This window comes from Idiomarina aquatica (assembly GCF_004362895.1).
Taxonomy (GTDB): domain Bacteria; phylum Pseudomonadota; class Gammaproteobacteria; order Enterobacterales; family Alteromonadaceae; genus Idiomarina.
Genome location: NZ_SNXI01000005.1, coordinates 57,970 through 80,502 on the forward strand (window position 1 = coordinate 57,970; position 22,533 = coordinate 80,502).

Here is a 22,533-nt window from a genome sequence, read left to right on the forward strand (position 1 = left end):
ATTAACGTTGATTTTGCTCTTGCAAGGCAGTTGCAAAAGCGTCTTCGATAGCCTGTAACCAGGCTGCTGGTACCACTTCGCCATCTTTGACGACAGTCATCGCGGTATCATCATTATATTCTACCAAACGAACTTCGTATTCGCCTTCTTCAATATCAAGCGCATCGTAATCATCGCCGCCCATAAAGAGGAAGCCGCTGTCAGGTGCACTGTATTCGACAAAATACGTTCCTGCATCACGGTTAAGGTCATCAACAGTCAAGCCGATAGCCTCTAATGCTAGTCCGGCAAGCGGCCAGGCATTCTCAAAGTTCATGCCGATAATAAAGGCAGGTTCCTGATTGTTATTAGAAGCCAACGATAAAGGCACGACCTGATTACCCTGTTCAAGCACCGCTTGTTGCTGCAGACGATTGACTTCAGAGATGATTGCGTTGAGCAGCATGACTTCGGTATTGGTTTGGCGAATGTCTGACATTGCCACCGTCTGGCCATCTTGTTGCTCTGTCGCGTCAACCAGATCAATGGTCAGTGAAGTTGTACGTTGATGTTCTGCCGGCTGCTGTTGTAACTGGTAGCGGAACGAACGCTGTAACTGACGCGTTTCACTGTCAGTAAAGTCCCAGAAGCTGCTATCGTCATCAATCTCCACGGCACGGCTTACAGGTTCAGTTAACCAGCGATGTTCCGCTTGCTGTTGCCAGCTAATGCCACGACGCTCTAAAACACGCTCCGCCGCTCGCCAGACGAAATCAGCAACTGAACGTCCCATACCGTCGACGACATCAAAATACACCGTAGATTGTTGCTCATTCTCCAGCACGCGACTACCCAAGGCTACCGGTCGCACTAAACGCGGGGACATGACATTGACGTTGCCACCAACAGCACCGGGATACTGCTTCTCGGTTTCTACGCGATAATCTCCAGGGTTAGCTGGCTGTTCTAATTGTCCGGGAATGGTTAACGACTCTGACTGATTGATTTCAACATAATCAAAGTCACCACTAGCCTGCTCTTTTGGCCCACTTGAACACGCTGAAACAGCGATGGTTGCGGCTACAACAGTAGCAACGCGCGTAAATTTCATTATGACTCCTGAGAATTTAATAAATCGAGGTCGGCAAGTACCGCTTCTATTTTTTCTTGGCTATGCGCTTCCGGTGGTGTTAATGGCAGTCGGTAATTAGCGCTACACCAACCCATTAGCGCCAATGCCCACTTAACCGGTATCGGGTTAGATTCAATAAATAGCACCTGATGCAACGCGTCCAGCTCAGCATCGATTTGCTCAGCAGCACTGCGGTCTCCCGAAGTGGCAGCACTAACCAGCGCTTTCATCTTAGCCGGAACAACATTGGCGGTTACGCTGATGACCCCATCACCACCGGCTAACATAAATTCACGCGCAGTTGGGTCATCACCACTTAGCAATATGAACTCATCGCCACAGCGCTGTCTTAATTCCTGCACGCGCGCGACATCGCCGGTGGCCTCTTTGATACCCACGATGTTGTCGATTGTTGCCAACGCTTCAATCATATCGGGTGTCATATCCAATGCGGTACGACCCGGCACATTGTACAAAATTTGCGGTTTATCGCTTGCTTCAGCGCAGGCTTTGTAATGCGCAACCAGCCCCGCAAGCGAGGGCTTGTTGTAATAAGGGGTAACGTTTAGAAATCCGTCGACGCCCAGGTGACTCATCTTCTCTGTCAACTGAACCGCTTCACTGGTCGAGTTAGAACCGTTTCCGCCAATGACGCTAATGCGCCCATCAGCAAGCTCGACCATTGCGCTGACAACATCAATATGCTCTTCATGGCTTAACGTCGTCGATTCTCCGGTGGTCCCTACCGCTACGATAGCGTCGGTGCCTGCCTCACAATGGCGATTAACTAAATATTCCAGCTCGCTGTAATCGATATTCCCATATTTGGTAAAAGGCGTGACCAACGCGACGATACTACCCTTTAGCATATCTGCTCCGTTTAAAAATTTTCGGCTTCTAATGGTAAAGGTACACCACCATAAAGACAAGACTAGGAACATAGCTAAGCACTTTGGTTCCATCTATTTTTAATCCAAAACCTGCTAATGTATCCTATAACAAAAGGCGGATATGTAATTGCAACCAAGGAGTAGTCTATGGAACGTTTAAAATCAGGTGATAAAGCACCGGCATTCGAATTGTTGAATGCAAATGAAGAAAAAGTCGCTCTGGCTGATTTATTAAAGCAATACCGGGTACTCGTATATTTTTATCCAAAAGCAATGACCCCTGGCTGCACGGTTCAAGCTCAAAATCTTCGGGATGCTAAAGAGGAATTAGCAAAACATAACGTTATTTCGGTAGGTATTAGTCCGGATGCTCCTAAACGACTGGCTAAGTTTACAGAGCGTGACGAACTTAACTTTACCCTGTTAAGTGATGAGGATCATAAGGTGGCTGATCAGTTTGGCGTATGGGGTCCGAAAAAATTTATGGGTAAGGAATACGACGGCATTCACCGCATTAGCTTTTTGATTGAGCAAGACGGTAAAATTAGCCACGTGTTTGATAAATTCAAAACAAAAAATCACCACGACGTGGTTCTCGAGGCGTTAGCCGACAACGATTAATTTGTCGGCATTAATTTGTTGACTTAGCCTCGTATATTGTATTTTCTATGCCACTGGACCACGCCGTTAATACCGCTTTAACCAGGCTGGCCAGTGGGATAGCGAAAAACACGCCCCAGAATCCCCAAATTCCGCCAAAAACTACCACAGCGGCAATAATGTAAACAGGATTAAGGCTAACGGCCTCTGAAAACAGTAGCGGAACCAACACGTTTCCATCCAGCGCCTGTATTATAAAATAAGCCACCGCAATCCAGGTAAACGTAGAGCTGGGCCCAAACTGAAAAAACGCCACCAACAAAACAGGAATGGTAACCAGTGCGGCACCAATGTATGGAATTAGCACCGAAAACCCAACCATGATTGACAACAGGGCTGCATAGCGCAAATCAAAGCTAAAGAAAGTAATAAAACTAACTATCGCGACCACCACCACTTCAATCGCTTTACCACGAATATAATTCATGATTTGCAGGTTCATTTCCTGCCCCACCTGGCTGATTAGCTGGCGGTTAGAAGGCAAGGCGCGGCTAAGATGAGACATCAACTCGTCTCGATCTTTCAACATAAAAAAGACCAGTAACGGTACTACGATTAGGTAAACCAGTACTGACATAGCGCTACTTAGTGAACTCAGCGACAAGGTGACTAATTGTTCACCCAAACCAATCGCCCGCCTGCGCATGCCCGCCACCAGCTCGTTAATTTGCGCCTGATCGACAAACGCGGGAAACAACTCAGGTAGCTTGTGTAACCAGATCTGCAGATTAGTCAGCATCTCAGGTAATTCAGTAATTAGTGTGGTGCTTTGCTGCCAGATAACTGGAACCAGGGTGACCACTACCAGTAACGCAATGGTGACAAACAACGTAAAGGTTATGATACTGGCTGTTAGGCGCGATAACCCCATATTCATTAGTCGCGACACTGGCCAGTCCAACAGGTAAGCCAAAGCCAACGCAATTAGTACCGGTGCGAGCAAGCTGCCAAAGAAAACAATGGTAGCAACTGCAAATACTAACAGTAAAAATAAGGTAACCGCATTCGGGTCAGAGAACTTGCGATTATACCACTGCTTTAAATAGTCCAGCATCGTGACACGACTCCTTTACGTAAGACTAAATCATATCAGCCCTTGCATTCTTTCCATAACCCCATAGAGTAAAAAGGAACTATTTTTTATTTGTTTACTCATAGCAACAGATTGTTGGTTACACAAGAGCGGTACATGCCATCCTTTCGTCTTCTATTCACGACACTACTTAGCACCTTGCTAATGTTTAGTGCTGCGGTCGCAGCGCAGGACCACTCACGCCTACCCCAAATGGGAACCACCGGCGCGGGATTTATGACTATTGAACGAGAGCGAGTAGTTGGTGATTATTATATGCGACAGGTTCGGGCGCAGGCACCTATTATAAGTGACCCGGTATTAGACAGCTATCTGGCTGACCTCGGTAACAGTCTGGTGGTAAATTCAGATAACGTCCGCTACCCCTTTAATTTTTTCTGGATTAATAACGCCGAGATCAATGCGTTTGCATTTATGGGCGGTTACGTCGGCGTCCATACGGGGTTAATTCAGGAAGCGCGCAATGAATCAGAAATCGCGGCGGTGCTGGGGCACGAAATAGCGCACGTAACCCAACGCCATATTGTGCGGCGCATGCAAGAGCAGCAGCGCAGTATGCCAATGACTATTGCCGGGTTGGTCGGCTCAATTTTGTTGGGCATGGCCAGTGCGGATGCAGGCGCAGCAGGACTGTATGCCACCATGGGCATGAGCCAGCAGTCACAGATTAATTACACCCGTTTGTACGAGCAGGAAGCTGATCGAATCGGTATGTCGGTGTTGGCAAGTGCGGGTTTTGATCCTGCCGGCGCACCCAGCTTTTTTGGTCGTTTGGCAGAAAAGTACCGTTATGTCAGTAAGCCGCCGGAAATGTTAATGACCCACCCGCTCCCTGAAGCGCGTATTGCTGATACCCGTGCCCGGGCTGAGAATATGCGCCGCGTTGACGTAGCCCCTAGCCTGGACTTTCACCTGGCCAAGGCGCGAGTCGATGCCCGCTACACGCGCGCAAGTACGCAGTCGGAATTACTCGACATGGCGCAAAGTGATAATCCGATGATGCAGCGCTACGGTCAATATGCGTTAGCTATCCGGGCATTGGACAGCGGCGAAGCTGAAAAGGCTGAACGACTCCTGCGACCATTGCTACAAGAGTCGCCGCGCAACCGCTTTTACCTTGACGTAAAAACCGATATTTTATTGCAGCAAGAGCGTTTCGACGATGTCTTAACACTACTGCGAGAGGCTTATCAACGCAGTCCGAATGAGCAGGTGATTACGCTTAATTTCGCTAATGCGGCAATAGAAGCTGGTGAAATTGGGCTAAGCATTGATCTGTTGCGCCACTTTTTGCTGGAGAACCCGGAGCACGTGCTTGCCCTGGACTTATTGACTGCCGCTTACGAGCGCAGCGCAAATCGTGCCGCAATGTACGAAACTCGAGCGGAAGCGCTCGCTCTCAGAGGCAACTTTAAATTAGCAATTGACCAATTACATACTGCGCATAACCACACTAACAGTGACATCACACACAAACGACTCAATGCCCGCATTGATCAGTTACGGGCGCAACTCGAGCAAGCACAAAACCTGATGTAATTACTGTTTTACTGCTTCACGCAGCGAGGCTAGTGTCTGCTCCCCCATCATCGGTCCCTTAACACTCCCGTCGGCAAAAATGACGTAGGTCGCAGGTAGCATTTTAGGGCGTTCAAATGGGAATTTTGCGGTAGGTTGTGCTAATGCCAATGGATAATCGATGCTATGCCGTTCCGCCAGCGCTTTAATTTGCTGGTTATCCAGCGGATCAAAACTAACCCCTACTAGCTGCAGATTTGATGTAGATTCTATGTCCTGATGATAAAACTCATTTAACTCCGGCAGTTCGCGCAAACAAGGAGCGCACCACTCGGCAAAGTAATTGACCACCACCGGCCCTTGTAAATTATTCCAGTCTAACTCTTGATCATGGGTGGTAACGACATCCGGTGCTTTTGAACACCCCGCTAACAATGTTGTTAAAACGATTGCTGTGCCGGCCAACGGCTTTAACCAGTTTTTCATTATTATTATCCTGTATTGTGCAGTCTTTGCCTTGAGTTAAAGCTTTGCGGTACTATCTACCGTAAGTACACTAACATCGTTACGCTAGCTTGCCTTAAAAAACGGAGAACAGTCAATCCTATGAGCACCGTTACTATTTTTCATAATCCGCGTTGTTCCAAGTCACGCCAAACCCTCGAAATAATTAAAGATAAAGGGATTGAGCCGGAGATCGTTGAATATTTAAAGACGCCCCCTAATGCCGCTGAAATAGAACGTATTCTGACGCTGCTGAATAAATCACCGCGCGAGTTAATGAGAACCAAGGAGTCCGTTTATAAAGAATTAGGTCTGGCGGATGAAAATGACAATAACAAGTTAGTTACCGCCATGGTCAATAACCCGAAGCTGATTGAACGCCCTATTGTTATTGCCAATGATAAAGCCGTTATCGGGCGTCCTCCGGAAGCCGTATTGGATATTATATGACCACAACTACTGAGCCTTGTAACGTCTTAATACTCTATTTTAGCCGTGGCGGCGCCACCCAACAACTTGCTGACGCAATTGCCGAAGGTGTCGCACAAGCCGGAGCTGAAGCGCTACTGCGAACGGTTGCAACGGACAATGACGCAGCCTGTAGCAGAGATTTAACCGTGTCGACCGACGACTTGGCTACTTGCGATGCGCTGATACTCGGTAGTCCGACGCGTTTTGGTCATATGGCCTCGGCTTTACAAAAGTTTTGGGAGTCTACCAGTAATCAATGGCTTAAAGGCGTCCTTATCAACAAGCCCGGCGCCGTATTTACATCAACGTCATCGCTGCACGGTGGGCAGGAGTCGACGTTGCTGTCGTTAGCTCTGCCGTTATTGCACCATGGCATGTTGTTAACCGGTGTGCCTTATTCAGAGCCGAGTATTCATGGTCGGGAAGCCGGCGGTTCGCCATACGGTGCCACGCTGTTTAACGAAGATGGTAAATTACATCCCAACGAGCGAAAGACCGCAACAGCACTTGGTAAACGCATAGCTCAAATCGCGCTTGCCTGCCGCCAGACTCAGTTTGAGGACAGTCACTCATGATGCCTACACAACCCGGTTTTTATCGTGTTCTAACGCAGCTTTGCTATTGGCCGTTGCTGGCATTTGTGATCCTATGGCACACAATGCTGACACCAGATAGTTCAGTATCGCTGCCACTACCACTGGCATTACTGTTCTGGGTCGTACCTCTGTTACTGCCGTTACCCGGACTGGTCAAAGGCAAACCTTACACCCATGCGTGGTTTAACTTTATCCTGATGTTTTACTTCTTACATGGTTTAACTGCCATTTATACGCACCCAGATGAATTCTGGTATGCCGTAACGGAACTGCTATTAACCACCGGTGCGTTTATTGGAGCAACAGGCTTTGCCCGATATCAAGGGCGCGCCCTGGGGTTAGGATTAAAGAAGCAAAAGAAAAATAATAGCGACGACTAAATAGTCAGGGCCTGCTTAACAAACGGAATTGTTAAGCGCCGTTGTGCTGCTATCGAAGCGGTATCCAGGGTATTGAGCGAGCGCAACAAGGCTCGCATATCCCGGCCCAGCCGGTGCAACATGAATAACGCAACATCCATAGGTAAATCTAATCCTCGCCAGTGCGCCCGCAATATGAGCGCACGCGCTTTGTCATCGTCACTGAGCGGCTGCAATTGATACGCTGTTGACCATTGCAAACGTGATTTAAGATCAGCCAGTTCCACATCAGTTTGCACAGCCGCCTGAGAAGCAGACATCACTACTCGGGTGGTGCCGCGATCCAGTACGCTATTAAGCAATGCGAATAGCTCAAAGCACCAGTCAGATGCTGTCAGCACATGATCAATATCGTCTAATAGCAGTAACTGAAAGTCATTGGCTCCATCTAGTAACGAACGGGGTTCAGTCACATCAGCAAATTCAGCAACCGGCAGATACATAACCCGGGTTCCCGCAGCTGACGCAGCGGCAACTGTTGCATGTAATAAGTGACTTTTACCACTCGCTACCGGCCCTGACAGCCAGCTAAAACGGTCAGTACTGTCTGGCTCATTGGTTTGCGAGGCTAACTGCTTTAACCAGGCAACCGCTTCGCCATTGGCTCCCGCAAAGTAGGTACTGAACAGTTCATCGTCAGGTAGCTGCACCTGAAGCGGTAGCTGTTGCGGATGATGTCGGGCCGCTCTTGCCACCATTAATCTCCCACCCATTGGTAAATCGTTTGCTGGCGAAGCTCGGGATTTACGAAGGGGCTAATCTCTTGTGATCTGAGGCGTCCATCCAGTTGAATACTCTGCAATAAATTATCCTCGCTACCACGAACTGTTACCACAAAATCAGTTTGTTCCCTGGCATAACGATCCAGCTTTATCGCATCGACCGACGGGATCGATTGCAGAAACGATTCTACCGCCAACACCTGTTGCCAGTTCTCCAGACCGGCAATCGATAACGGTACTTGCACCAGTGATTGCTGATCTGAATTTATCACGCTGTACTCGGCAGCCAGTGTTTGCGCCAGCTCAGCAATAAAAGGCTCGGCCAGCCAATCGGTGCTGGACGCATAAACGATACCTTGCAAACGTTTGTCATCAACATCAACACGCCAGTCAAGTTGATAGCGCTTATCTGCATCTTCTGCCTGCGGGTTTTCAGTAACTCGCACCACCGCAAAACCATCCGTTGCATAGCGTGTACTCGCGGTTTTTATGGGACCAATAAAGCGTCCCCAAACGTCCGTTACACTAACTTGCATTGAATCGGTTAAATCCAGTATTGGCAACTGAATAGGTATCGCTAATTGTTTAGCCTTTGAACGTAGTTGCTGAGTAAAGACCGATTCGTCAGAACTCCCTATCATCTCGCGCTTACCGCGTGTATCAGTCGCCATCCACAGTAATAATTGTGGTCGCCGACTACCCCAGTAGGGCATTGCGTTAGCCGCTAATAAGTCACGTAATTTTTGCCCATCAAAGGTCGCCGTTAACTGAGTCTGACTACCCTCGCGCTGATAACCATATTGCACCAGCAAGTCGTTGACATTGCGACTGGCTGCATTAATAGCAGGGTCATCAACCAGTGCAGGTTGGCCGGTCACTTTGATAATAACCTGGCGGAATGCATCGGTAAGCGCTTGCTGACGTAATCGCGAGTCTTGCGAGCCGACATCGACTGTCGCAGAATATAAGTTCTCGATAAGCTTAGCCTGCACATTGCTGCTTGCCAGCAACAAGGCCATCATCACCGCTACCAGCACGCCAGTTAATCGATCCATACCCTACCTGTAATTACTCATCTTTGTGTGCATCTTAAACAGCCCCATTACTTACGGCAAGTGACAACTTGTGGATAAGCCTGTGGGAATCGTAAAACCTTGCTAGTCAAACCGGATCAGGGTCGCTAGAATAGCGATAAATTCTCTAACCAGGGTCGGCCATGCTTAAAAAGCAACTTCGAGGGATCAGCTCTTTACTAACCAGTGTCAGTTTGATTGGTGTCTGCGTCGGTATGACCAGTACTCTGCTTAGTTTGCGCGCCACAATAGAAGATTTTGGCACCCTGGTTACCGGCTTTATCATGTCGGCATACTTTATCGGTTATTTGTTTGGCTCCACGCGAGCGCCAAAAGACATTCGCCGTGTTGGCTATATACGTTCATTTGGTGGGCTGGCAGCGCTGGCTGCCTTCAGTGTTTTAGTGCAAGCCATTTGGGTGGATCCGGTGGTTTGGTTTGTGATGCGTTTTATAACCGGTTTTGCCATCTCCGGCGTGTTTGTCATTGCCGAAAGTTGGCTCAATACCATGGCCGATAACCGCAGTCGCGGTACCTTGCTATCGATCTATTTGGTTATCATCTATGCCGGACTTATCGCTGGCCAATTGATTTTGGGGGTTGCTGATCCAGCCGGCTTTATTGGGTTCGCCATTGTCGCACTATTAATCAACCTCTCTTTGATACCTATTTTGGTCAGTGTGACCGTTGAACCCACAACTCATGAAAACAAAAAAGTTCCAATCAGCATGCTGTTTAAAACGGTACCCTTGGGTGTCGTTAATGCGTTTATAATGCAAGCCTGCTATGCCATGTTTTATGGTATTGGACCCATGTACGCCTCTTATATTGGTCTTAGTATCGTACAAATCACCTTTTTCATGTCTGCATTTATCGTCGGCGGACTGCTTTCACAAGCCCCCTTCGGGTTATTATCGGATCGTATCGACCGGCGTTTCGTTATTACCATTTGTGCCGGCGGCGGCGCGATCAGCGCAGTCATACTGTCGCAGTTAGGAGCGGGTAATGCCATGCTTATCTACCTGGCAGTGGGAATATTAGGCGCCTTTATTCTGCCGCTTTACTCACTGGGTATGGCACATACCAATGATTACCTGGAGAGAGACCAAATGGTTGGCGCCACTGGTGCCATTATCAAAATTGGTGGAGCAGGTTCGATTATCGGTGCGCCTGCCGTAGCGGCTTTGATGCAGTTCGGTGCGATAAACTTTTTCTTCTTACTATTGGGTGCGTTGACCGCGTTTGTCGGGTTGTATTCACTCTATCGCATTACTCGCCGAGCCAAAGCCGAAGACCAGTTGCACAGCAGTTTTGCGGTATTGGCACCATCGCAAACGTCGGATGAATTGTTAACTTCGATGGCAGAAGAAATGCCGGAAGAAGAAGAGCAGGACTCGGACGACGTTGATGGCAACGCCGTCCTTAAACGTTAACGTTATTTATTAAGAAGCTCGGTAACCCATTGCTGAGCTTCTTCAATAATTTGTGTTAGGTGTTCCTCGCTAACAAAGCTTTCCGCATATATTTTATACACGGGCTCGGTACCCGATGGGCGTGCAGCAAACCAACCATTATCGGTGTTTACTTTTATGCCACCAAATTGCGCATCGTTACCTGCCGCTTTAGTTGCTATCGACTGGACGACTTCGCCGGCAAACTCGGGTAGCTTAATTTTGTAAGCTCGAATACCGGCAAACGCTTTGTTTTGCTTGGCAGTTGATGGCGTATCCACACGACCATAAAACGACGTACCGTGCTGCTGGCAGAGCTCATCGTAATATTGTGCCGGGTTTTTGCCTGTTTTAGCCAAAATCTCGGCCGCCAGTAACACCATCACGATGCCGTCTTTGTCGGTAGTCCAGACATCGCCCCGGCGATCCAGCAAGGTTGCACCGGCACTTTCCTCTCCTGCAAAGCCGATCGTGCGGTTAGCCAGCCCCGGCGCAAACCACTTAAAGCCCACCGGCACTTCCAGCAATTGTCTGCCACGTGCATTAACCACCCGGTCAATCATCGCACTCGATACCAGGGTTTTGCCTATTGTAACGTCAGCGTCCCAGTCACGATGCTGGCATAAATAATCGATAGCGACCGCTAAATAATGGTTCGGATTCATCAAGCCGTGAGTCGGTGTGACAATACCATGACGATCGTAATCAGGGTCATTACCGCCGGCAAGATCGTACTGTTGGGCGTGTTTTAGTAATCCGGCCATTGCCGAAGGCGATGAACAATCCATGCGAATTTGGCCGTCTTTATCCAGCGTCATAAAACTAAACGCAGGGTCAACATGGGCATTGTGTACATCAATGGTTAAACCATAATGTGTGGCTATCTGCTGCCAATAACGAGCCCCGGCGCCACCCATCGCATCAATCCCCAACCGCAGGCCGGCGTTTTTAATAGCCTGCATGTCGATAACCGTATCGAGTTTAGCAATATAGTCAGCACGCCAGTCACAAAAAACGAGTTTTGGATGCTCTAAAACGTCCTCCGATTCGCAGGTATTAACACCCATGAGTCCTGACGACAACAACGCGTTGGCATATTTCTCGATACGCTTAGTCACTTCACTATCTGCTGGTCCACCATGCGGTGGGTTGTATTTAAACCCGCCGTCTTGCGGCGGGTTGTGCGATGGCGTAATCACCACGCCATCGCATTGATGCGCGGTGTTCTCGCGGTTATAGCTCAAAATGGCATGCGATATTGCCGGCGTTGGCGTGTAGTCATGATCGGTTTGTACGCGAACTTCTACGCCATTACCCAGGAACACATCCAAAGCGCTTAGATAAGCAGACTCTGACAGCGCATGGGTATCTTTACCCACCAGAATAGGTCCGGTTATCCCTTGCTCCTCGCGGTACGCGCAAATCGCTTGCGCAATTGCCAGTATATGCGCTTCGTTAAAGCTTCTTTTTAGTGCGCTGCCACGATGACCCGAGGTACCAAAACTGACTTTTTGCGCAGGGTTACGCGGATCAGGCTCATACACATAATAGGCACTGGTTAACTGTGCAATGTTAATTAGATCATCCGCCGTTGCCGGCTGACCGGCGCGTTCATGCATAGCCATTACAAAAAGTCCCTTATTTTTTCAGCATCACTAACATCATAACCGAGTTGCTCCGCAACCTGCGTTAACATTGATTTTTTCTTGGTGGTGTTGTTATTCGTCACCACCCAAAACGGCGAGCCCGGTATGGGTTTTGGGTTAGTGCTGTTGCCGGTCGTCAGTAGTTCGTCCTCAGAGCGGCCAAAGTACTGACGGTCCCGACCTCTAATCGACAATACCTGCTCAAACTGGCTTGGGTGACTACGATACAGCATGCTCAGGATATGTAAGAATCGTGCGACAACGCTTTTTTGAACATTAACATCCTGCTGATTTAAGCGGTCAAACACGCTCTCTGTGTTAACCGTCTGCGACCTTTGCGCCGGAACATCTGCAACAGCCGATAAGCCCAACAAACGGCGCAGAATATCGGAGGCGCTCTCGCCAATCTGCTGTGTATGACCGGCGATGTACGCGTATAAATCGTCTTCGACTTCAATCCGTTTCATGAATGGCACTACCCTCTACTCTATGTCCCGCTTGCCGTTGTTTACTTTATAAAGTGGCAAGTCCAGTATAAACTCGCAAAATTACCGCAAAGTTTAGCATTAAAGGCAGACGGATGGCAGAGTCAGTAACACTAGAATATCAAACCCTGGGCGACGCTCAGAAACCCGCAGTCGTGCTTATTCATGGCTTGTTTGGCGATAAAGATAACCTGAAGAGTTTGGCTCGCGACCTACAAGACGATTATTACTGCATCATGGTCGATGCCCGCAACCATGGTGACTCTCCTCATTGTGCTGAAATGACCTACAACCTAATGGCTGCAGACGTTCTGACGACGGTGGATGCGCTTGATGTCCAACAGTTTGCTGTAGTGGGCCACTCTATGGGCGGAAAAATTGCCATGCAGCTGGCTATGGATAACCCGAACCGCGTAACCCGCGCCGTTTTTGCCGATATCGCGCCGGCTGATTACGATGGTACCCATGACGATATTTTAACGGCCCTGCAGCAGGTTGATCTGCAACAGATTAGCAGCCGCAGTGACGCTGATAAACAATTAGCAAAATCCATTTCGACGCAAGGCGTACGACAATTTTTATTAAAAAATCTACGCAAAACCGACGCAGGCTATGAATGGCGCTTAAATATTAACGGCTTGATTGACCAATACAGTCGTATTGCAGGTAATGTCAGTGACGGCCAGTACGATGGCCCGGTACTTTTTATTAAGGGTGGTGATTCAAATTACTTAACCGAAGCTCACCGCGACGCAATTACACAACGCTTTAGTGACGTCGATGTCAAAGTCATCGAGGGTACCGGGCATTGGTTACATGCCGAGAAACCTCGTATTTTCAATCGCCTGGTGGCTGACTTTTTAGCCGCTGATTAACCCGTCAGCCAGCATCAGAATCGCCCGTAGCGGGGTCGCCAGCTACGCCCCGCTATGCTAAACTATGTGCGTTTTTAACCAGCCTTGGGTGGTACATTAACGATGTTGGCTGAATATTACGAAGAAATTGAGATTTTGGTGACCAACATAACGTTGGCCATTTTATTCTTATTAATTGGCCTTGCCATCCGCGATGTTCTGAAGCGCTCTGCGGTGCCAAAGTTTGGCCGATTTATCGTATGGCTGGTGTTGTTCCTAGGTTGTTTCGGCTTTATTGCCAAGGGCATTATTCAAGTTTTTTGGGAGTCCGGTCTGTAATACAGTTAACCGACTAATCAACGAGACATGGCAAAAGCAAACAACGATAAAGTAACGATCGATCTTTTCGTCGATCAGCCCCGCCGCGGTCGGCCTCGCACCAACCCACTGCCACGCAGTGAACAGTTGCGAATTAATAAGCGTAAACAGTTATTACGCGACCGCCAGCAGGGCAAAAAACGTATTGAATTAAAAACCGATCAGCAGTTGCACCAACAACTGACCAAACTGGCCGAATCCGTCGGCTGTAGTCGTGGTGAGTTCGTTGAGGCTATTGTGAAAGTCGCGCTGGCAGATACACAACAAGTATTGCCAGCTGTCGTTAACCTTATCAACTCAGGTGAAAATTGATTTATGGCAACCGTTGGCATTTTCTTTGGTAGTGATACGGGAAACACCGAAGCTGTCGCTCAGATGATTCAAAAAGAGCTGGGTAAAAAGCTTGTTGATGTAAAAGATATCGCCAAGTCCAGTAAAGAAGATATTGCAGATTATGACCTGCTACTTTTTGGTATTCCGACGTGGTATTACGGCGAGGCTCAGTGCGACTGGGATGACTTTTTCCCGGAATTGGAAGAAATTGATTTTACTGACAAACTCGTGGCCATCTTTGGCTGCGGTGACCAGGAAGATTACGCTGAGTATTTTCTTGATGCCATGGGTATGGTTCGCGATATCGTTGAAGCGCGCGGTGCTGTAGTCGTTGGTCATTGGTCAACTGAAGGCTATAACTTTGAAGCATCAAAGGGTATGGCAGACGATAATCATTTTGTCGGTTTAGGCATTGATGAAGATCGTCAGCCCGAACTAACCAAAGAGCGTGTTCAAAAGTGGTGTGCTCAGGTTTACGAAGAAATGTGTCTGGCGGAACTAGCAAACAGCTAGGCCTTCAGGGTATGCTGACTTGTAGCAGCTAACAAAAATACGGATTGGCGACTCAGATTATGGCAACTAACGACGAACAGCTTAAAAAAGCCGGGCTCAAGGTGACTTCACCGCGGATGAAAATCCTCGAGATCCTTAAAAAGCCGGAAAATCAGCATATTAGTGCAGAAGATGTCTATAAAATTCTGCTAGAGCAAAAGGACGAAATCGGCCTGGCGACAGTGTACCGGGTTCTGAACCAATTCGATGACGCCGGTATCATTACCCGTCACCACTTTGAAGGCGGCCGCTCAGTATTTGAATTGAGTGCCAAAGATCACCATGATCATTTGGTCTGCCTGACTTGTGGTCATGTTTTTGAATTTGAAGACGACATTATTGAAGATCGCCAGGTGCGCATTGCAGAGCAAAATAAAATTAAGCTAACCAACCACAGCTTGTATTTATATGGCGAATGCCAACGCGGCGAAAGCTGTGAATACAAGCTAGCCGCCGAGGCTGATTAGTTTATGGCATTGCGCTGGATGATCTACGGCGCTTACGGCTACTCGGGCAAGTTGATTGCCCGACAAGCCAAAAAACGCGGATACTCCCCTATTCTCGCAGGTCGTAATGGTGATGCATTAGCCGAGTTTGCTCAACACCTGCAGTTGTCTTTTAACGAATTCCCCCTTAACGATGTTAACAGCATCAAAGCCCAACTAGCCGACGTTGACTTGGTTGTTAACTGTGCCGGCCCGTTTAGCCGCACCGCTGCGCCGCTCATGCACGCGTGCATTGCCAGTAAAACGCATTACCTGGATATAACCGGCGAAATTGATATTTTTGAATACGCCCACAGTTTAAATGAACAAGCCAAGCAAGCCGGTGTGGTGTTATGCCCGGGTGTCGGCTTTGACGTGATCCCCACTGACTGCGTTGCTGCCCGACTCAATGCACAAATGCCGGATGCAACCCATTTAGCATTGGGCTTTGACTCCGGCTCGCGCATGAGTCGCGGTACAGCAAAAACCAGCGTCGAACGTCTCGGCCAGGGTGGTGCAGCTCGCATCAATAGTTTAATCGAAACCGTGCCACTGGCATGGAAAGATCGTGAAATCGACTTTGGCTCAGGCAAAAAGAAAGTCGCGATGACAATTCCCTGGGGCGATGTATCGACTGCATTTTACACCACAGAAATCCCCAATATTGAAGTTTATATTCCGGCCAGTCCTCGTTTGGTCAAACGTTTACGTCGCCTTAATTGGGTACGCTTTATATTCAACGGGCAATGGGTGCAGAAAAAACTCAAAGCCAAAATTGACGCACAGAGCGAAGGCCCTGACGACAAAGAGCGAGACAAGAACCCAACCTATGTTTGGGGAGAGGTTAGCAATGGCCGTGGCGACCGCAAAGAAATGCGGGTAAAAGTTAAAAATGGTTATTCCGTTACTGCCGAGGGGGCTGTGGAAATGGCTATTTACACGCTTGAGCACGCTGATAAAGGCGGCTTCTATACGCCTTCACGGTTGTATGGCGCAAAATTGCTGGATCAGTATCTTATTGATTAGGGTTTAGAAAAAACGGTTTATAAAAAAACGGCCTGGCGGCCGTTTTTTTGGTTTAGGGAGCAAATATAGCTATTAGGCGGTTTGTTGTTGCTCTATTTTTGCCCAGCTATCACGAAGACCCACGGTCTGGTTAAAAATCAAGCGACCTTCTTTTTCCGCATCCTGATCTAAGCAATAATAACCTAAGCGTTCAAACTGATACGCTTTCTGCACTTGTGCGTCAGCAAGGTTAGCCTCAACATAACCGTTTTTAATAACCAACGACTCTGGGTTCAATGTCGAAAATAAGTCCTCTTCCGCCGCTGGATTAGGTACCTGAAACAGACGGTCGTAAACGCGGAATTCTGCCGACTTTGCGGTTTCGGCAGAAACCCAGTGAATAACGCCTTTTACCTTACGTCCATCAGCCGGGTCTTTGCCCAACGTATCCGGGTCATAGGTACAGTAAACCGTTGTTACGTTACCCTCTGCATCCGTTTCTACCCGATCTGCACGGATAACGTAGGCATTACGCAAACGTACTTCTTTGTCCAGCACTAGCCGTTTAAATTTCTTATTGGCTGACTCACGAAAATCTTCACGCTCAATGTAAACAGTTTTGCTAAAGGTCACTTCGCGTGAACCCATCTCCGGGTTGTTCGGATGATTTGGCGCGTTCAGTGTTTCGGTCTGCTCTTCCGGATAATTCTCGATCACGACTTTAATCGGATCCATTACTGCCATCGCGCGCGGTGCATTCTCATTGAGGTCATCGCGGATACAGGCTTCCAGCATGCCCATTTCGACTTGGTTGTCCATCTTGGTCACGCCGATACGACGGCAAAACTCGCGAATTGATGCTGGTGTATAACCACGGCGTCTCAGGCCGGCAACACTGGGTACGCGTGGGTCATCCCAACCCGTGACTTTGCCCTCTTCAACCAAGGTGTTGATAATGCGCTTACTCATTACCGCGTATTGCAGGTTTAAACGGGAAAACTCGATTTGCTGTGGGTGACAATCAATACTGATGTTGTCCAGCACCCAGTCATACAGGCGTCTATTATCCTGAAATTCCAACGTACACAACGAGTGAGTTATGCCTTCCAACGCATCCGAAATACAGTGCGTAAAGTCATACATCGGGTATACGCACCACTTGTCACCCGTCTGATGATGATGAGCAAAGCGGACGCGATAAATAACCGGATCGCGCATACACATAAACGGTGAGCTCATGTCAATTTTCGCGCGCAAAGCGGCTTTGCCCTCTTCGTATTTACCTGCCGTCATATCGGCAAAATGCTTGAGGTTCTCCTCTACAGCGGTGTCACGATAGGGGCTATTCGTACCAGGTTCTTTAAGCGTGCCGCGCATTTCGCGCATTTGCTCCTGGCTGGAGAAGTCAACGTAAGCCAAACCTTTTTCTATCAGTTCAACGGCGTAGGCGTGGAGCTGATCAAAATAGTTTGAGGAATACTTGGGCTCGCCGTCCCAGTCATAACCCAGCCAGGCCACGTCTTTTTTGATTGATTCGACGTAATCGACTTTTTCTTTCAGTGGATTGGTGTCGTCAAAACGCAGATTACAGGTACCCTGGTAATCTTCAGCAATACCGAAATTAAGCACAATCGATTTGGCGTGGCCGATATGCAAAAAGCCATTCGGTTCCGGCGGAAAACGTGTTTTTATTGCGGTATGTTTACCCGATGCCAAATCTTTATCGATAATTTGACGAATAAAGTTACTCGGCCGGTGCTCGGTATCTGTCATTTGACTGAAATCTCCAACTACAACATCATTGTGAAAGTTAATAGCGCGTATGATCGCAGTTTCTAGTCATTCTGACAAGCTAGCTGCACATCAAAAAAACGGTAATAACGCGCTAATTGCTGTTGTACCTGGTCAATCTCGACTCGACTGAAGCGCACTTTATCGCCGGGACGACACTGCGCCAAACGACTAATATCAAGCGGACTGATAGTGCCAAGTTTAGGGTAGCCACCCAGGGTTTGCCGATCACACATCATGATAATAGGTTCGCCATTAGGGGGTACCTGCACCGAGCCAATATTAATTCCTTCGGACACAATACCTTTGCCCTCATAGTTTAGTGCCTGCCCTTTTAGGCGCACCCCCATGCGATTACTGCTACTGTCGACGGTATAGTCATGAAAACAAAAGTTTTCTCTGACTGAAGTCGGGAACTGGTCATACTGGTTGCCCGGCAACAATCCCAGAGTGGGAGTCTTACTGTAGTCCGGTTGGTACTTCCAGCTTACCCGGCGACTGACAAAACGCCCCGCCCGCGGCGCCGACAGCGTTTGCCCGGCCTGCACCGGACTGCCGTCTTGCTGAGGACCACCAATTTTTTCCCGCATTACAGTCGCAACACTGCCCCACTGCGGCTCTGCGCTAAAGCCACCGGCAACAGCCAGATAAGCTCGTAAGCCGTGCTTCGCCATACCGACTTTTAGTACTTGTCCCGCCTTGGCCTGATAGTTTTGCCACACAGCAAGAGGCTGCTCGTCCAGTGTTAACGGAACTTCTGCGCCGGTAATAGCAAATTGCGTGGGTTGCTCAAACTGCAACGTTGCGCCACCGAGCGTAATCTCAAGTTGTGCAGCGTCAAAGCGATTATCCAGTAATTTATTAGCCCACAAAAACGCGTTTTCGTCAGCGGGACCGCCGCGTGTTAAGCCTTTGCTTAAGTAACCAAAGCGCCCGAAATCTTGCAGCGTCATCAACAATCCGGGTTCAAGTACCTTAATCATTTAGCGCCTCCAGGCTTCCACCGGCCTCTAAAAAAGCCGCTTTGGAAATCGCTTTGAATTGCACCTGATCACCCACGTTGAATGCACTTAATATTCCCTGTTCAGGTTGGTAAAGAGGGGTCGCGGTACGCCCGATAATATTCCAGCCACCGGGGGAGTCGACCGGATAAATTGACGTTTGCTGTTCAGCAATAGCGACACTACCAGCAGGAATTTTTTCGCGCGGCCGCTGTAGCCGCGGTGTTACTAAGTCGTCTGGTAATATTCCCATGTAGCCAAAGCCGGGAGCAAAACCCAGTGCAAAAACGCGAAACGGCGCGGCCGTATGGCGCTCAATAACGTCGTTTTTACTCAATCCATGCTGTTGCATAACACGCTGAATATCAGCGCCAACTTCGTCACCATAGTAAACCTCAACGGTATGCAGTTGGCCCTGTTCGTCCGTGTCATCCACGATAAGTTCTGTTAATAAATCATTCACTGACTCACGCAATACCGTTTCGGACAGCTGCGTTACGTCATAATAGATCAGTAGCGTCGAATAGGCCGGCACCAAGTCCGTAATCGGCAACGCCGACTGCTGAAGAAGCTGTTGTAATGCAATAACCTGTTGATTCGCCGGCAAACTGATGACATCAGAAAACTGCACCATCAATGCATCAGCTCCTGCGTTTAACAAACGTGGAAATTCACCCTCATCAGTCATCGGATTTATACCCTTTGCTCTGTATTTTTAAGCGCTAGTATTTTTAAGCGTTAGCACAGCCACTGTCAGTTAATAGCTCTCGCAACTTTTTAATCGTCGAAATGGCATTGGGGCTATCGCCATGTACGCATAAGGAGTCAATTTTGATGTCGAGCGGAAAACCGCCGACGCTAATAATTGAATCGCCACAACTGAAGCGCCTGGCTTGCTCAACAATATCCTCATCTGCACCATAAACTGCGTCATCATAACGACGCGAACGAATGCGGCCATCGTCATCGTAGGCACGATCTGCAAACCCTTCAAATAATAGTTGCACACCGAACTCTTCAGCCCGCGACTGCCAGGCGTCATTATCAGGAGTCGCCATAATCATCAATGGTAATGCGTGCGCACGATTATTCTGTAATGCCTTAATCGCCTTACATACCGCATCAAAGGTTGCGCCATCACTCAACATGTCGTTGTATAGCGCACCGTGTGGTTTAACGTAGTGCACGCTACCTCCATGACCCTGCGCAATAGCCTGTAGTGCGCCTACCTGGTATTGCACCAGGGCGGTAATTTCTTCTGGTTTACAGGCCATATGACGACGTCCGAAGCCAACCAAATCCGGGTAGGCAGGATGCGCACCAATACGAACCCCATGCTTTTTAGCTAGTTTGACGGTTGTCGACATAGTCAGTGGGTCCGATGCATGAAAACCACAAGCCACGTTTGCCCAGTCGATGTGGGGCATAATTAACTCATCAGCCCCCATCTGCCAGGGGCCAAAGCTTTCGCCAATATCAGCGTTTAAATGAATCGTTTTGTTGGTCATACTACTCAGTCTTTTGTCGCGCTTCCACGTCGCCCAATAAACGCGTAAAGCTGACACAAAATATGTAAAGTCCGATACCAATGGTCGCGATTTGTAGTGAAGGTAGCATCAGTACCAGTAATTGATGTTTTGCGAATATAGCCGCCGAGCCGGTAAGACCCATGGTCGTTACGCCCTGTGCGACTAACGTAACCGGCCCCAGCCAGGATTCCAGTTTGCGTAGTTTTAACAAGGCAAAGATTCCGCCTAAAACTAACCCCCAGGCAATCGGAACGCCGAGTTTGTACCAACCTAATTGGTAGTCAGCAATCGACGCCACGAGTTGATCTTGTGTTGCGGTGTAAAAGAATAAGCCGACCGCGCCGGCTAAAATTACAATTCGTTTAGATAAATTCATTGAGCGTTGGATCCTAGATTGCCAAGCTAATTAAAAACAATACGATACCGATAATCGGTACCCATAAAATCGGCGACTGGTACCAACGCAACGGTGGTACATCATCGGGCGATTTAGAGCGTGGTGCCGGCTGGCGATAAAGCCAGATGATGCCCACCAGCATAATCACTGCACCCACTGCACGTACCGTGGTATCCTCGTCACTCACTACGCCGAGAACTGCTAACAGTAATCCCGTAATAGTGACCAAAATGGCCAACACACGTTGCCACATAAAGACTCCTTGTTGTTATTGTTCTTTGGTCGTAGCATTACCTTAGCGTCTTTTCCGTTACCATAAAAGTTACAACGCATGAGTCTGTTAAAAAAAATCGCTTTAATCTTAATGGCCGCTGGTGCTACTTTTGCATTAATTGTGGTTAGTGTCATCGTTTATCAATACACAGCGATGGAGCCTCCGTTACCCAACGATACCGACTGCGAAATGCAGCGCTTATTACAAACCTCAGAAAATGCTGCCGAGATTCATCACTATTATTGCCAACGCGGTGCAGGTAAAGATTGGCAAGGAGATGAACTGTGGTTAGTTGAGCCGGCCAGTGATCGCTGGCAGCGGATGCTAACAACCACATCTCCCCAATGCTTGGCGCTGACGATTGAGCGCCAAACACTGTTGGTTGACCACGATGGCGACAAAGGAGAAATGAATCTGGCTGAGCCGGTTTTTATTTATAAGGATTTAAACGGTCAGAGTCAGACGCTGGCCGTCGATATTAACAATAAGCCGACAGCCAACTGTAGTGAAAATAACTGAGAATTAACTCAGTTTAAGCACCCACTTAAGTGGCAGGCGCTTCATCAAAAATGCCATCAATGCCCATGGCCAGCGGGGCACGTAGGCTTTCACCGGCTCTTTATTGATAGCTTCTGCCAGTAATCTGCAGCCGGTTTCAGTATCGACCATAAACGGCGTATTTTTTACCTTTTCGTTTATTTCCGAGCGAATGTAGCCAGGATAAATGGTTGATACCTTTATCGGACTATTACTACCATAAGTTTTCATTAAATCAGCACGAATGCCCTCGGTCAACGAGGCTAAACCCGCCTTGGTTGCCGCGTATACCGTCATTGCCCGCGGCATGCCGCGGAACGCGCTCATTGACGATATCGTAACTAAGTGGCCCTGCTGTTGCTCTCGCAAAATGGTCATGGCCGCTTCACATTGTGCCAGCGCGGCAACAAAGTTGGTTTCAGCGGTGGCTTTGTTGGCATGAAAGTACCCGGTGCCCAACGCTGCACCTTTGCCCATCCCGGCATTGATAATAAAGCGATCAATACTGCCAAATTCCTGCTTAAATTCATTAAAAACGCTGAACACGTCATCGTGTTGATTAACATCCAGTGCTTTAATCGATACTTTTATGTTAGCGTTTTGCTGCTCCAACTCGGCTTTTAGTGCTTCCAACCGGTCAACTCGACGCGCACAGAGGCATAGGTTTCGGCCTTGCTTTGCAAATTCCCGCGCCATGCCCTGCCCCAGCCCTGAACTGGCGCCCGTGATCAAAATCGTATTTCGTTGTTGTGCCATAA

General features: G+C 48.4%; 28 protein-coding genes. 13 read left to right on the plus strand and 15 right to left on the minus strand.

What is annotated here, in order from left to right:
- Position 1: 1 nt before the first annotated feature.
- Together bamC and dapA are read right to left on the minus strand one after the other, a co-directional pair.
- The gene (gene bamC, locus DEU29_RS05475) at positions 2–1,090 is read right to left on the minus strand and encodes an outer membrane protein assembly factor BamC (RefSeq protein WP_133539249.1); all 1,089 of its coding nucleotides are present in this window, start codon (positions 1,088–1,090) and stop codon (positions 2–4) included.
- Positions 1,090–1,980, minus strand: a complete 891-nt coding sequence (dapA, locus tag DEU29_RS05480) for a 4-hydroxy-tetrahydrodipicolinate synthase (protein WP_133539250.1) — start codon at positions 1,978–1,980, stop codon at positions 1,090–1,092. Before dapA ends, bamC begins: the two co-directional genes overlap by 1 nt.
- A gap of 168 nt (positions 1,981–2,148) precedes the next feature.
- Between dapA and bcp the strand changes: the two genes are divergently transcribed.
- On the plus strand, positions 2,149–2,622 hold the full coding sequence (gene bcp, locus DEU29_RS05485; RefSeq protein WP_133539251.1) for a thioredoxin-dependent thiol peroxidase: 474 nt from the start codon (positions 2,149–2,151) through the stop codon (positions 2,620–2,622).
- 10 nt (positions 2,623–2,632) lie between these two features.
- Here bcp and DEU29_RS05490 read toward each other — a convergent pair whose 3' ends face one another.
- The gene (locus tag DEU29_RS05490) at positions 2,633–3,715 is read right to left on the minus strand and encodes an AI-2E family transporter (protein WP_133539252.1); all 1,083 of its coding nucleotides are present in this window, start codon (positions 3,713–3,715) and stop codon (positions 2,633–2,635) included.
- Between the two features lie 135 nt (positions 3,716–3,850).
- Here DEU29_RS05490 and DEU29_RS05495 point away from each other — a divergent pair, with 135 nt between their 5' ends.
- Positions 3,851–5,293 carry a M48 family metalloprotease gene (locus DEU29_RS05495; RefSeq protein ID WP_133539253.1) on the plus strand — a complete coding sequence of 481 codons (1,443 nt, stop codon included), beginning with the start codon at positions 3,851–3,853 and terminating at the stop codon, positions 5,291–5,293.
- On the opposite strand, the gene DEU29_RS05500 is transcribed toward DEU29_RS05495, so the two are convergent.
- Positions 5,294–5,758, minus strand: coding sequence for a TlpA family protein disulfide reductase (locus DEU29_RS05500; RefSeq protein WP_133539254.1), 465 nt, complete (start codon positions 5,756–5,758; stop codon positions 5,294–5,296).
- A 120-nt stretch (positions 5,759–5,878) separates the two neighbouring features.
- Here DEU29_RS05500 and arsC point away from each other — a divergent pair, with 120 nt between their 5' ends.
- The 3 genes from arsC to DEU29_RS05515 are packed head-to-tail and all read left to right on the plus strand — an operon-like array spanning position 5,879 to position 7,223.
- Positions 5,879–6,226, plus strand: coding sequence for an arsenate reductase (glutaredoxin) (arsC, locus tag DEU29_RS05505; protein WP_133539255.1), 348 nt, complete (start codon positions 5,879–5,881; stop codon positions 6,224–6,226).
- On the plus strand, positions 6,223–6,822 hold the full coding sequence (gene wrbA / locus DEU29_RS05510; protein WP_133539256.1) for an NAD(P)H:quinone oxidoreductase: 600 nt from the start codon (positions 6,223–6,225) through the stop codon (positions 6,820–6,822). Before arsC ends, wrbA begins: the two co-directional genes overlap by 4 nt.
- Complete coding sequence (locus tag DEU29_RS05515; RefSeq protein WP_432206871.1) at positions 6,819–7,223, plus strand: DUF2069 domain-containing protein; 405 nt, start codon at positions 6,819–6,821, stop codon at positions 7,221–7,223. The genes wrbA and DEU29_RS05515 overlap by 4 nt, the downstream gene beginning before the upstream one ends.
- On the opposite strand, the gene hda is transcribed toward DEU29_RS05515, so the two are convergent.
- The gene (hda, locus tag DEU29_RS05520; RefSeq protein ID WP_133539257.1) at positions 7,220–7,960 is read right to left on the minus strand and encodes a DnaA regulatory inactivator Hda; all 741 of its coding nucleotides are present in this window, start codon (positions 7,958–7,960) and stop codon (positions 7,220–7,222) included. The genes DEU29_RS05515 and hda overlap by 4 nt on opposite strands.
- Positions 7,960–9,039, minus strand: coding sequence for a DUF2066 domain-containing protein (locus DEU29_RS05525; protein WP_133539258.1), 1,080 nt, complete (start codon positions 9,037–9,039; stop codon positions 7,960–7,962). The genes hda and DEU29_RS05525 overlap by 1 nt, the downstream gene beginning before the upstream one ends.
- A gap of 161 nt (positions 9,040–9,200) precedes the next feature.
- Here DEU29_RS05525 and DEU29_RS05530 point away from each other — a divergent pair, with 161 nt between their 5' ends.
- A complete protein-coding gene (locus DEU29_RS05530; protein ID WP_133539259.1) occupies positions 9,201–10,490 on the plus strand; it encodes an MFS transporter in 1,290 nt (429 codons plus the stop codon).
- Between the two features lie 2 nt (positions 10,491–10,492).
- Here DEU29_RS05530 and pgm read toward each other — a convergent pair whose 3' ends face one another.
- Together pgm and DEU29_RS05540 are read right to left on the minus strand one after the other, a co-directional pair.
- A complete protein-coding gene (gene pgm, locus DEU29_RS05535; protein WP_133539260.1) occupies positions 10,493–12,133 on the minus strand; it encodes a phosphoglucomutase (alpha-D-glucose-1,6-bisphosphate-dependent) in 1,641 nt (546 codons plus the stop codon).
- Positions 12,133–12,621: a replication initiation regulator SeqA gene (locus DEU29_RS05540; RefSeq protein ID WP_133539261.1), complete on the minus strand. Its 489-nt coding sequence runs from the start codon at positions 12,619–12,621 to the stop codon at positions 12,133–12,135. Before DEU29_RS05540 ends, pgm begins: the two co-directional genes overlap by 1 nt.
- Positions 12,622–12,734: 113 nt before the next feature.
- Here DEU29_RS05540 and DEU29_RS05545 point away from each other — a divergent pair, with 113 nt between their 5' ends.
- The 6 genes from DEU29_RS05545 to DEU29_RS05570 all read left to right on the plus strand — a co-directional run bounded on the left by DEU29_RS05545 (position 12,735) and on the right by DEU29_RS05570 (position 16,267).
- Complete coding sequence (locus DEU29_RS05545; RefSeq protein WP_133539262.1) at positions 12,735–13,514, plus strand: alpha/beta fold hydrolase; 780 nt, start codon at positions 12,735–12,737, stop codon at positions 13,512–13,514.
- Between the two features lie 102 nt (positions 13,515–13,616).
- Entirely contained in the window at positions 13,617–13,832 is a 216-nt protein-coding gene (locus DEU29_RS05550) for a DUF2788 domain-containing protein (RefSeq protein ID WP_133539263.1), read from the plus strand.
- A gap of 27 nt (positions 13,833–13,859) precedes the next feature.
- On the plus strand, positions 13,860–14,183 hold the full coding sequence (gene ybfE, locus DEU29_RS05555; protein WP_133539264.1) for a LexA regulated protein: 324 nt from the start codon (positions 13,860–13,862) through the stop codon (positions 14,181–14,183).
- A gap of 3 nt (positions 14,184–14,186) precedes the next feature.
- Complete coding sequence (fldA, locus tag DEU29_RS05560) at positions 14,187–14,717, plus strand: flavodoxin FldA (protein ID WP_133539265.1); 531 nt, start codon at positions 14,187–14,189, stop codon at positions 14,715–14,717.
- A 59-nt stretch (positions 14,718–14,776) separates the two neighbouring features.
- On the plus strand, positions 14,777–15,223 hold the full coding sequence (gene fur, locus DEU29_RS05565) for a ferric iron uptake transcriptional regulator (RefSeq protein ID WP_133539266.1): 447 nt from the start codon (positions 14,777–14,779) through the stop codon (positions 15,221–15,223).
- 3 nt (positions 15,224–15,226) lie between these two features.
- On the plus strand, positions 15,227–16,267 hold the full coding sequence (locus tag DEU29_RS05570) for a saccharopine dehydrogenase family protein (protein WP_133539267.1): 1,041 nt from the start codon (positions 15,227–15,229) through the stop codon (positions 16,265–16,267).
- Positions 16,268–16,339: 72 nt separating this feature from the next.
- Here DEU29_RS05570 and glnS read toward each other — a convergent pair whose 3' ends face one another.
- From glnS to DEU29_RS05600, 6 genes are all read right to left on the minus strand, one after another.
- Positions 16,340–18,019 (minus strand): glutamine--tRNA ligase, encoded by a 1,680-nt coding sequence (gene glnS / locus DEU29_RS05575; RefSeq protein ID WP_133539268.1) that lies wholly within the window; start codon positions 18,017–18,019, stop codon positions 16,340–16,342.
- A 62-nt stretch (positions 18,020–18,081) separates the two neighbouring features.
- A complete protein-coding gene (locus tag DEU29_RS05580) occupies positions 18,082–19,020 on the minus strand; it encodes a biotin-dependent carboxyltransferase family protein (protein WP_133539269.1) in 939 nt (312 codons plus the stop codon).
- On the minus strand, positions 19,013–19,726 hold the full coding sequence (gene pxpB / locus DEU29_RS05585; protein ID WP_133539270.1) for a 5-oxoprolinase subunit PxpB: 714 nt from the start codon (positions 19,724–19,726) through the stop codon (positions 19,013–19,015). The genes DEU29_RS05580 and pxpB overlap by 8 nt, the downstream gene beginning before the upstream one ends.
- Before the next feature lie 43 nt (positions 19,727–19,769).
- Positions 19,770–20,546 carry a 5-oxoprolinase subunit PxpA gene (locus DEU29_RS05590; RefSeq protein WP_208107609.1) on the minus strand — a complete coding sequence of 259 codons (777 nt, stop codon included), beginning with the start codon at positions 20,544–20,546 and terminating at the stop codon, positions 19,770–19,772.
- 1 nt (position 20,547) lies between these two features.
- Positions 20,548–20,943 (minus strand): hypothetical protein, encoded by a 396-nt coding sequence (locus DEU29_RS05595; protein WP_133539271.1) that lies wholly within the window; start codon positions 20,941–20,943, stop codon positions 20,548–20,550.
- 13 nt (positions 20,944–20,956) lie between these two features.
- Positions 20,957–21,217, minus strand: a complete 261-nt coding sequence (locus tag DEU29_RS05600; RefSeq protein WP_133539272.1) for a hypothetical protein — start codon at positions 21,215–21,217, stop codon at positions 20,957–20,959.
- Positions 21,218–21,295: 78 nt separating this feature from the next.
- Here DEU29_RS05600 and DEU29_RS05605 point away from each other — a divergent pair, with 78 nt between their 5' ends.
- Positions 21,296–21,757 (plus strand): hypothetical protein, encoded by a 462-nt coding sequence (locus tag DEU29_RS05605; protein WP_133539273.1) that lies wholly within the window; start codon positions 21,296–21,298, stop codon positions 21,755–21,757.
- A 3-nt stretch (positions 21,758–21,760) separates the two neighbouring features.
- Here the strand turns inward: DEU29_RS05605 and DEU29_RS05610 are convergent, their stop codons facing one another.
- Positions 21,761–22,531: an SDR family oxidoreductase gene (locus DEU29_RS05610; protein ID WP_133539274.1), complete on the minus strand. Its 771-nt coding sequence runs from the start codon at positions 22,529–22,531 to the stop codon at positions 21,761–21,763.
- Positions 22,532–22,533 lie beyond the last annotated feature (2 nt).

Coding starts and splice junctions, on each gene's coding strand:
- hda (WP_133539257.1), bottom strand. CDS start 7,960: ATGGTGGCAAGAGCGGCCCGACATCATCCGCAACAGCTACCGCTTCAG.
- DEU29_RS05605 (WP_133539273.1), top strand. CDS start 21,296: ATGAGTCTGTTAAAAAAAATCGCTTTAATCTTAATGGCCGCTGGTGCT.
- DEU29_RS05515 (WP_432206871.1), top strand. CDS start 6,819: ATGATGCCTACACAACCCGGTTTTTATCGTGTTCTAACGCAGCTTTGC.
- arsC (WP_133539255.1), top strand. CDS start 5,879: ATGAGCACCGTTACTATTTTTCATAATCCGCGTTGTTCCAAGTCACGC.
- DEU29_RS05545 (WP_133539262.1), top strand. CDS start 12,735: ATGGCAGAGTCAGTAACACTAGAATATCAAACCCTGGGCGACGCTCAG.
- pgm (WP_133539260.1), bottom strand. CDS start 12,133: ATGGCTATGCATGAACGCGCCGGTCAGCCGGCAACGGCGGATGATCTA.
- ybfE (WP_133539264.1), top strand. CDS start 13,860: ATGGCAAAAGCAAACAACGATAAAGTAACGATCGATCTTTTCGTCGAT.
- bcp (WP_133539251.1), top strand. CDS start 2,149: ATGGAACGTTTAAAATCAGGTGATAAAGCACCGGCATTCGAATTGTTG.
- wrbA (WP_133539256.1), top strand. CDS start 6,223: ATGACCACAACTACTGAGCCTTGTAACGTCTTAATACTCTATTTTAGC.
- bamC (WP_133539249.1), bottom strand. CDS start 1,090: ATGAAATTTACGCGCGTTGCTACTGTTGTAGCCGCAACCATCGCTGTT.
- DEU29_RS05550 (WP_133539263.1), top strand. CDS start 13,617: ATGTTGGCTGAATATTACGAAGAAATTGAGATTTTGGTGACCAACATA.
- DEU29_RS05600 (WP_133539272.1), bottom strand. CDS start 21,217: ATGTGGCAACGTGTGTTGGCCATTTTGGTCACTATTACGGGATTACTG.
- DEU29_RS05525 (WP_133539258.1), bottom strand. CDS start 9,039: ATGGATCGATTAACTGGCGTGCTGGTAGCGGTGATGATGGCCTTGTTG.
- DEU29_RS05580 (WP_133539269.1), bottom strand. CDS start 19,020: ATGATTAAGGTACTTGAACCCGGATTGTTGATGACGCTGCAAGATTTC.
- DEU29_RS05530 (WP_133539259.1), top strand. CDS start 9,201: ATGCTTAAAAAGCAACTTCGAGGGATCAGCTCTTTACTAACCAGTGTC.
- pxpB (WP_133539270.1), bottom strand. CDS start 19,726: ATGACTGATGAGGGTGAATTTCCACGTTTGTTAAACGCAGGAGCTGAT.
- DEU29_RS05540 (WP_133539261.1), bottom strand. CDS start 12,621: ATGAAACGGATTGAAGTCGAAGACGATTTATACGCGTACATCGCCGGT.
- dapA (WP_133539250.1), bottom strand. CDS start 1,980: ATGCTAAAGGGTAGTATCGTCGCGTTGGTCACGCCTTTTACCAAATAT.
- glnS (WP_133539268.1), bottom strand. CDS start 18,019: ATGACAGATACCGAGCACCGGCCGAGTAACTTTATTCGTCAAATTATC.
- fur (WP_133539266.1), top strand. CDS start 14,777: ATGGCAACTAACGACGAACAGCTTAAAAAAGCCGGGCTCAAGGTGACT.
- DEU29_RS05610 (WP_133539274.1), bottom strand. CDS start 22,531: ATGGCACAACAACGAAATACGATTTTGATCACGGGCGCCAGTTCAGGG.
- DEU29_RS05595 (WP_133539271.1), bottom strand. CDS start 20,943: ATGAATTTATCTAAACGAATTGTAATTTTAGCCGGCGCGGTCGGCTTA.
- DEU29_RS05490 (WP_133539252.1), bottom strand. CDS start 3,715: ATGCTGGACTATTTAAAGCAGTGGTATAATCGCAAGTTCTCTGACCCG.
- DEU29_RS05590 (WP_208107609.1), bottom strand. CDS start 20,546: ATGACCAACAAAACGATTCATTTAAACGCTGATATTGGCGAAAGCTTT.
- fldA (WP_133539265.1), top strand. CDS start 14,187: ATGGCAACCGTTGGCATTTTCTTTGGTAGTGATACGGGAAACACCGAA.
- DEU29_RS05495 (WP_133539253.1), top strand. CDS start 3,851: ATGCCATCCTTTCGTCTTCTATTCACGACACTACTTAGCACCTTGCTA.
- DEU29_RS05570 (WP_133539267.1), top strand. CDS start 15,227: ATGGCATTGCGCTGGATGATCTACGGCGCTTACGGCTACTCGGGCAAG.
- DEU29_RS05500 (WP_133539254.1), bottom strand. CDS start 5,758: ATGAAAAACTGGTTAAAGCCGTTGGCCGGCACAGCAATCGTTTTAACA.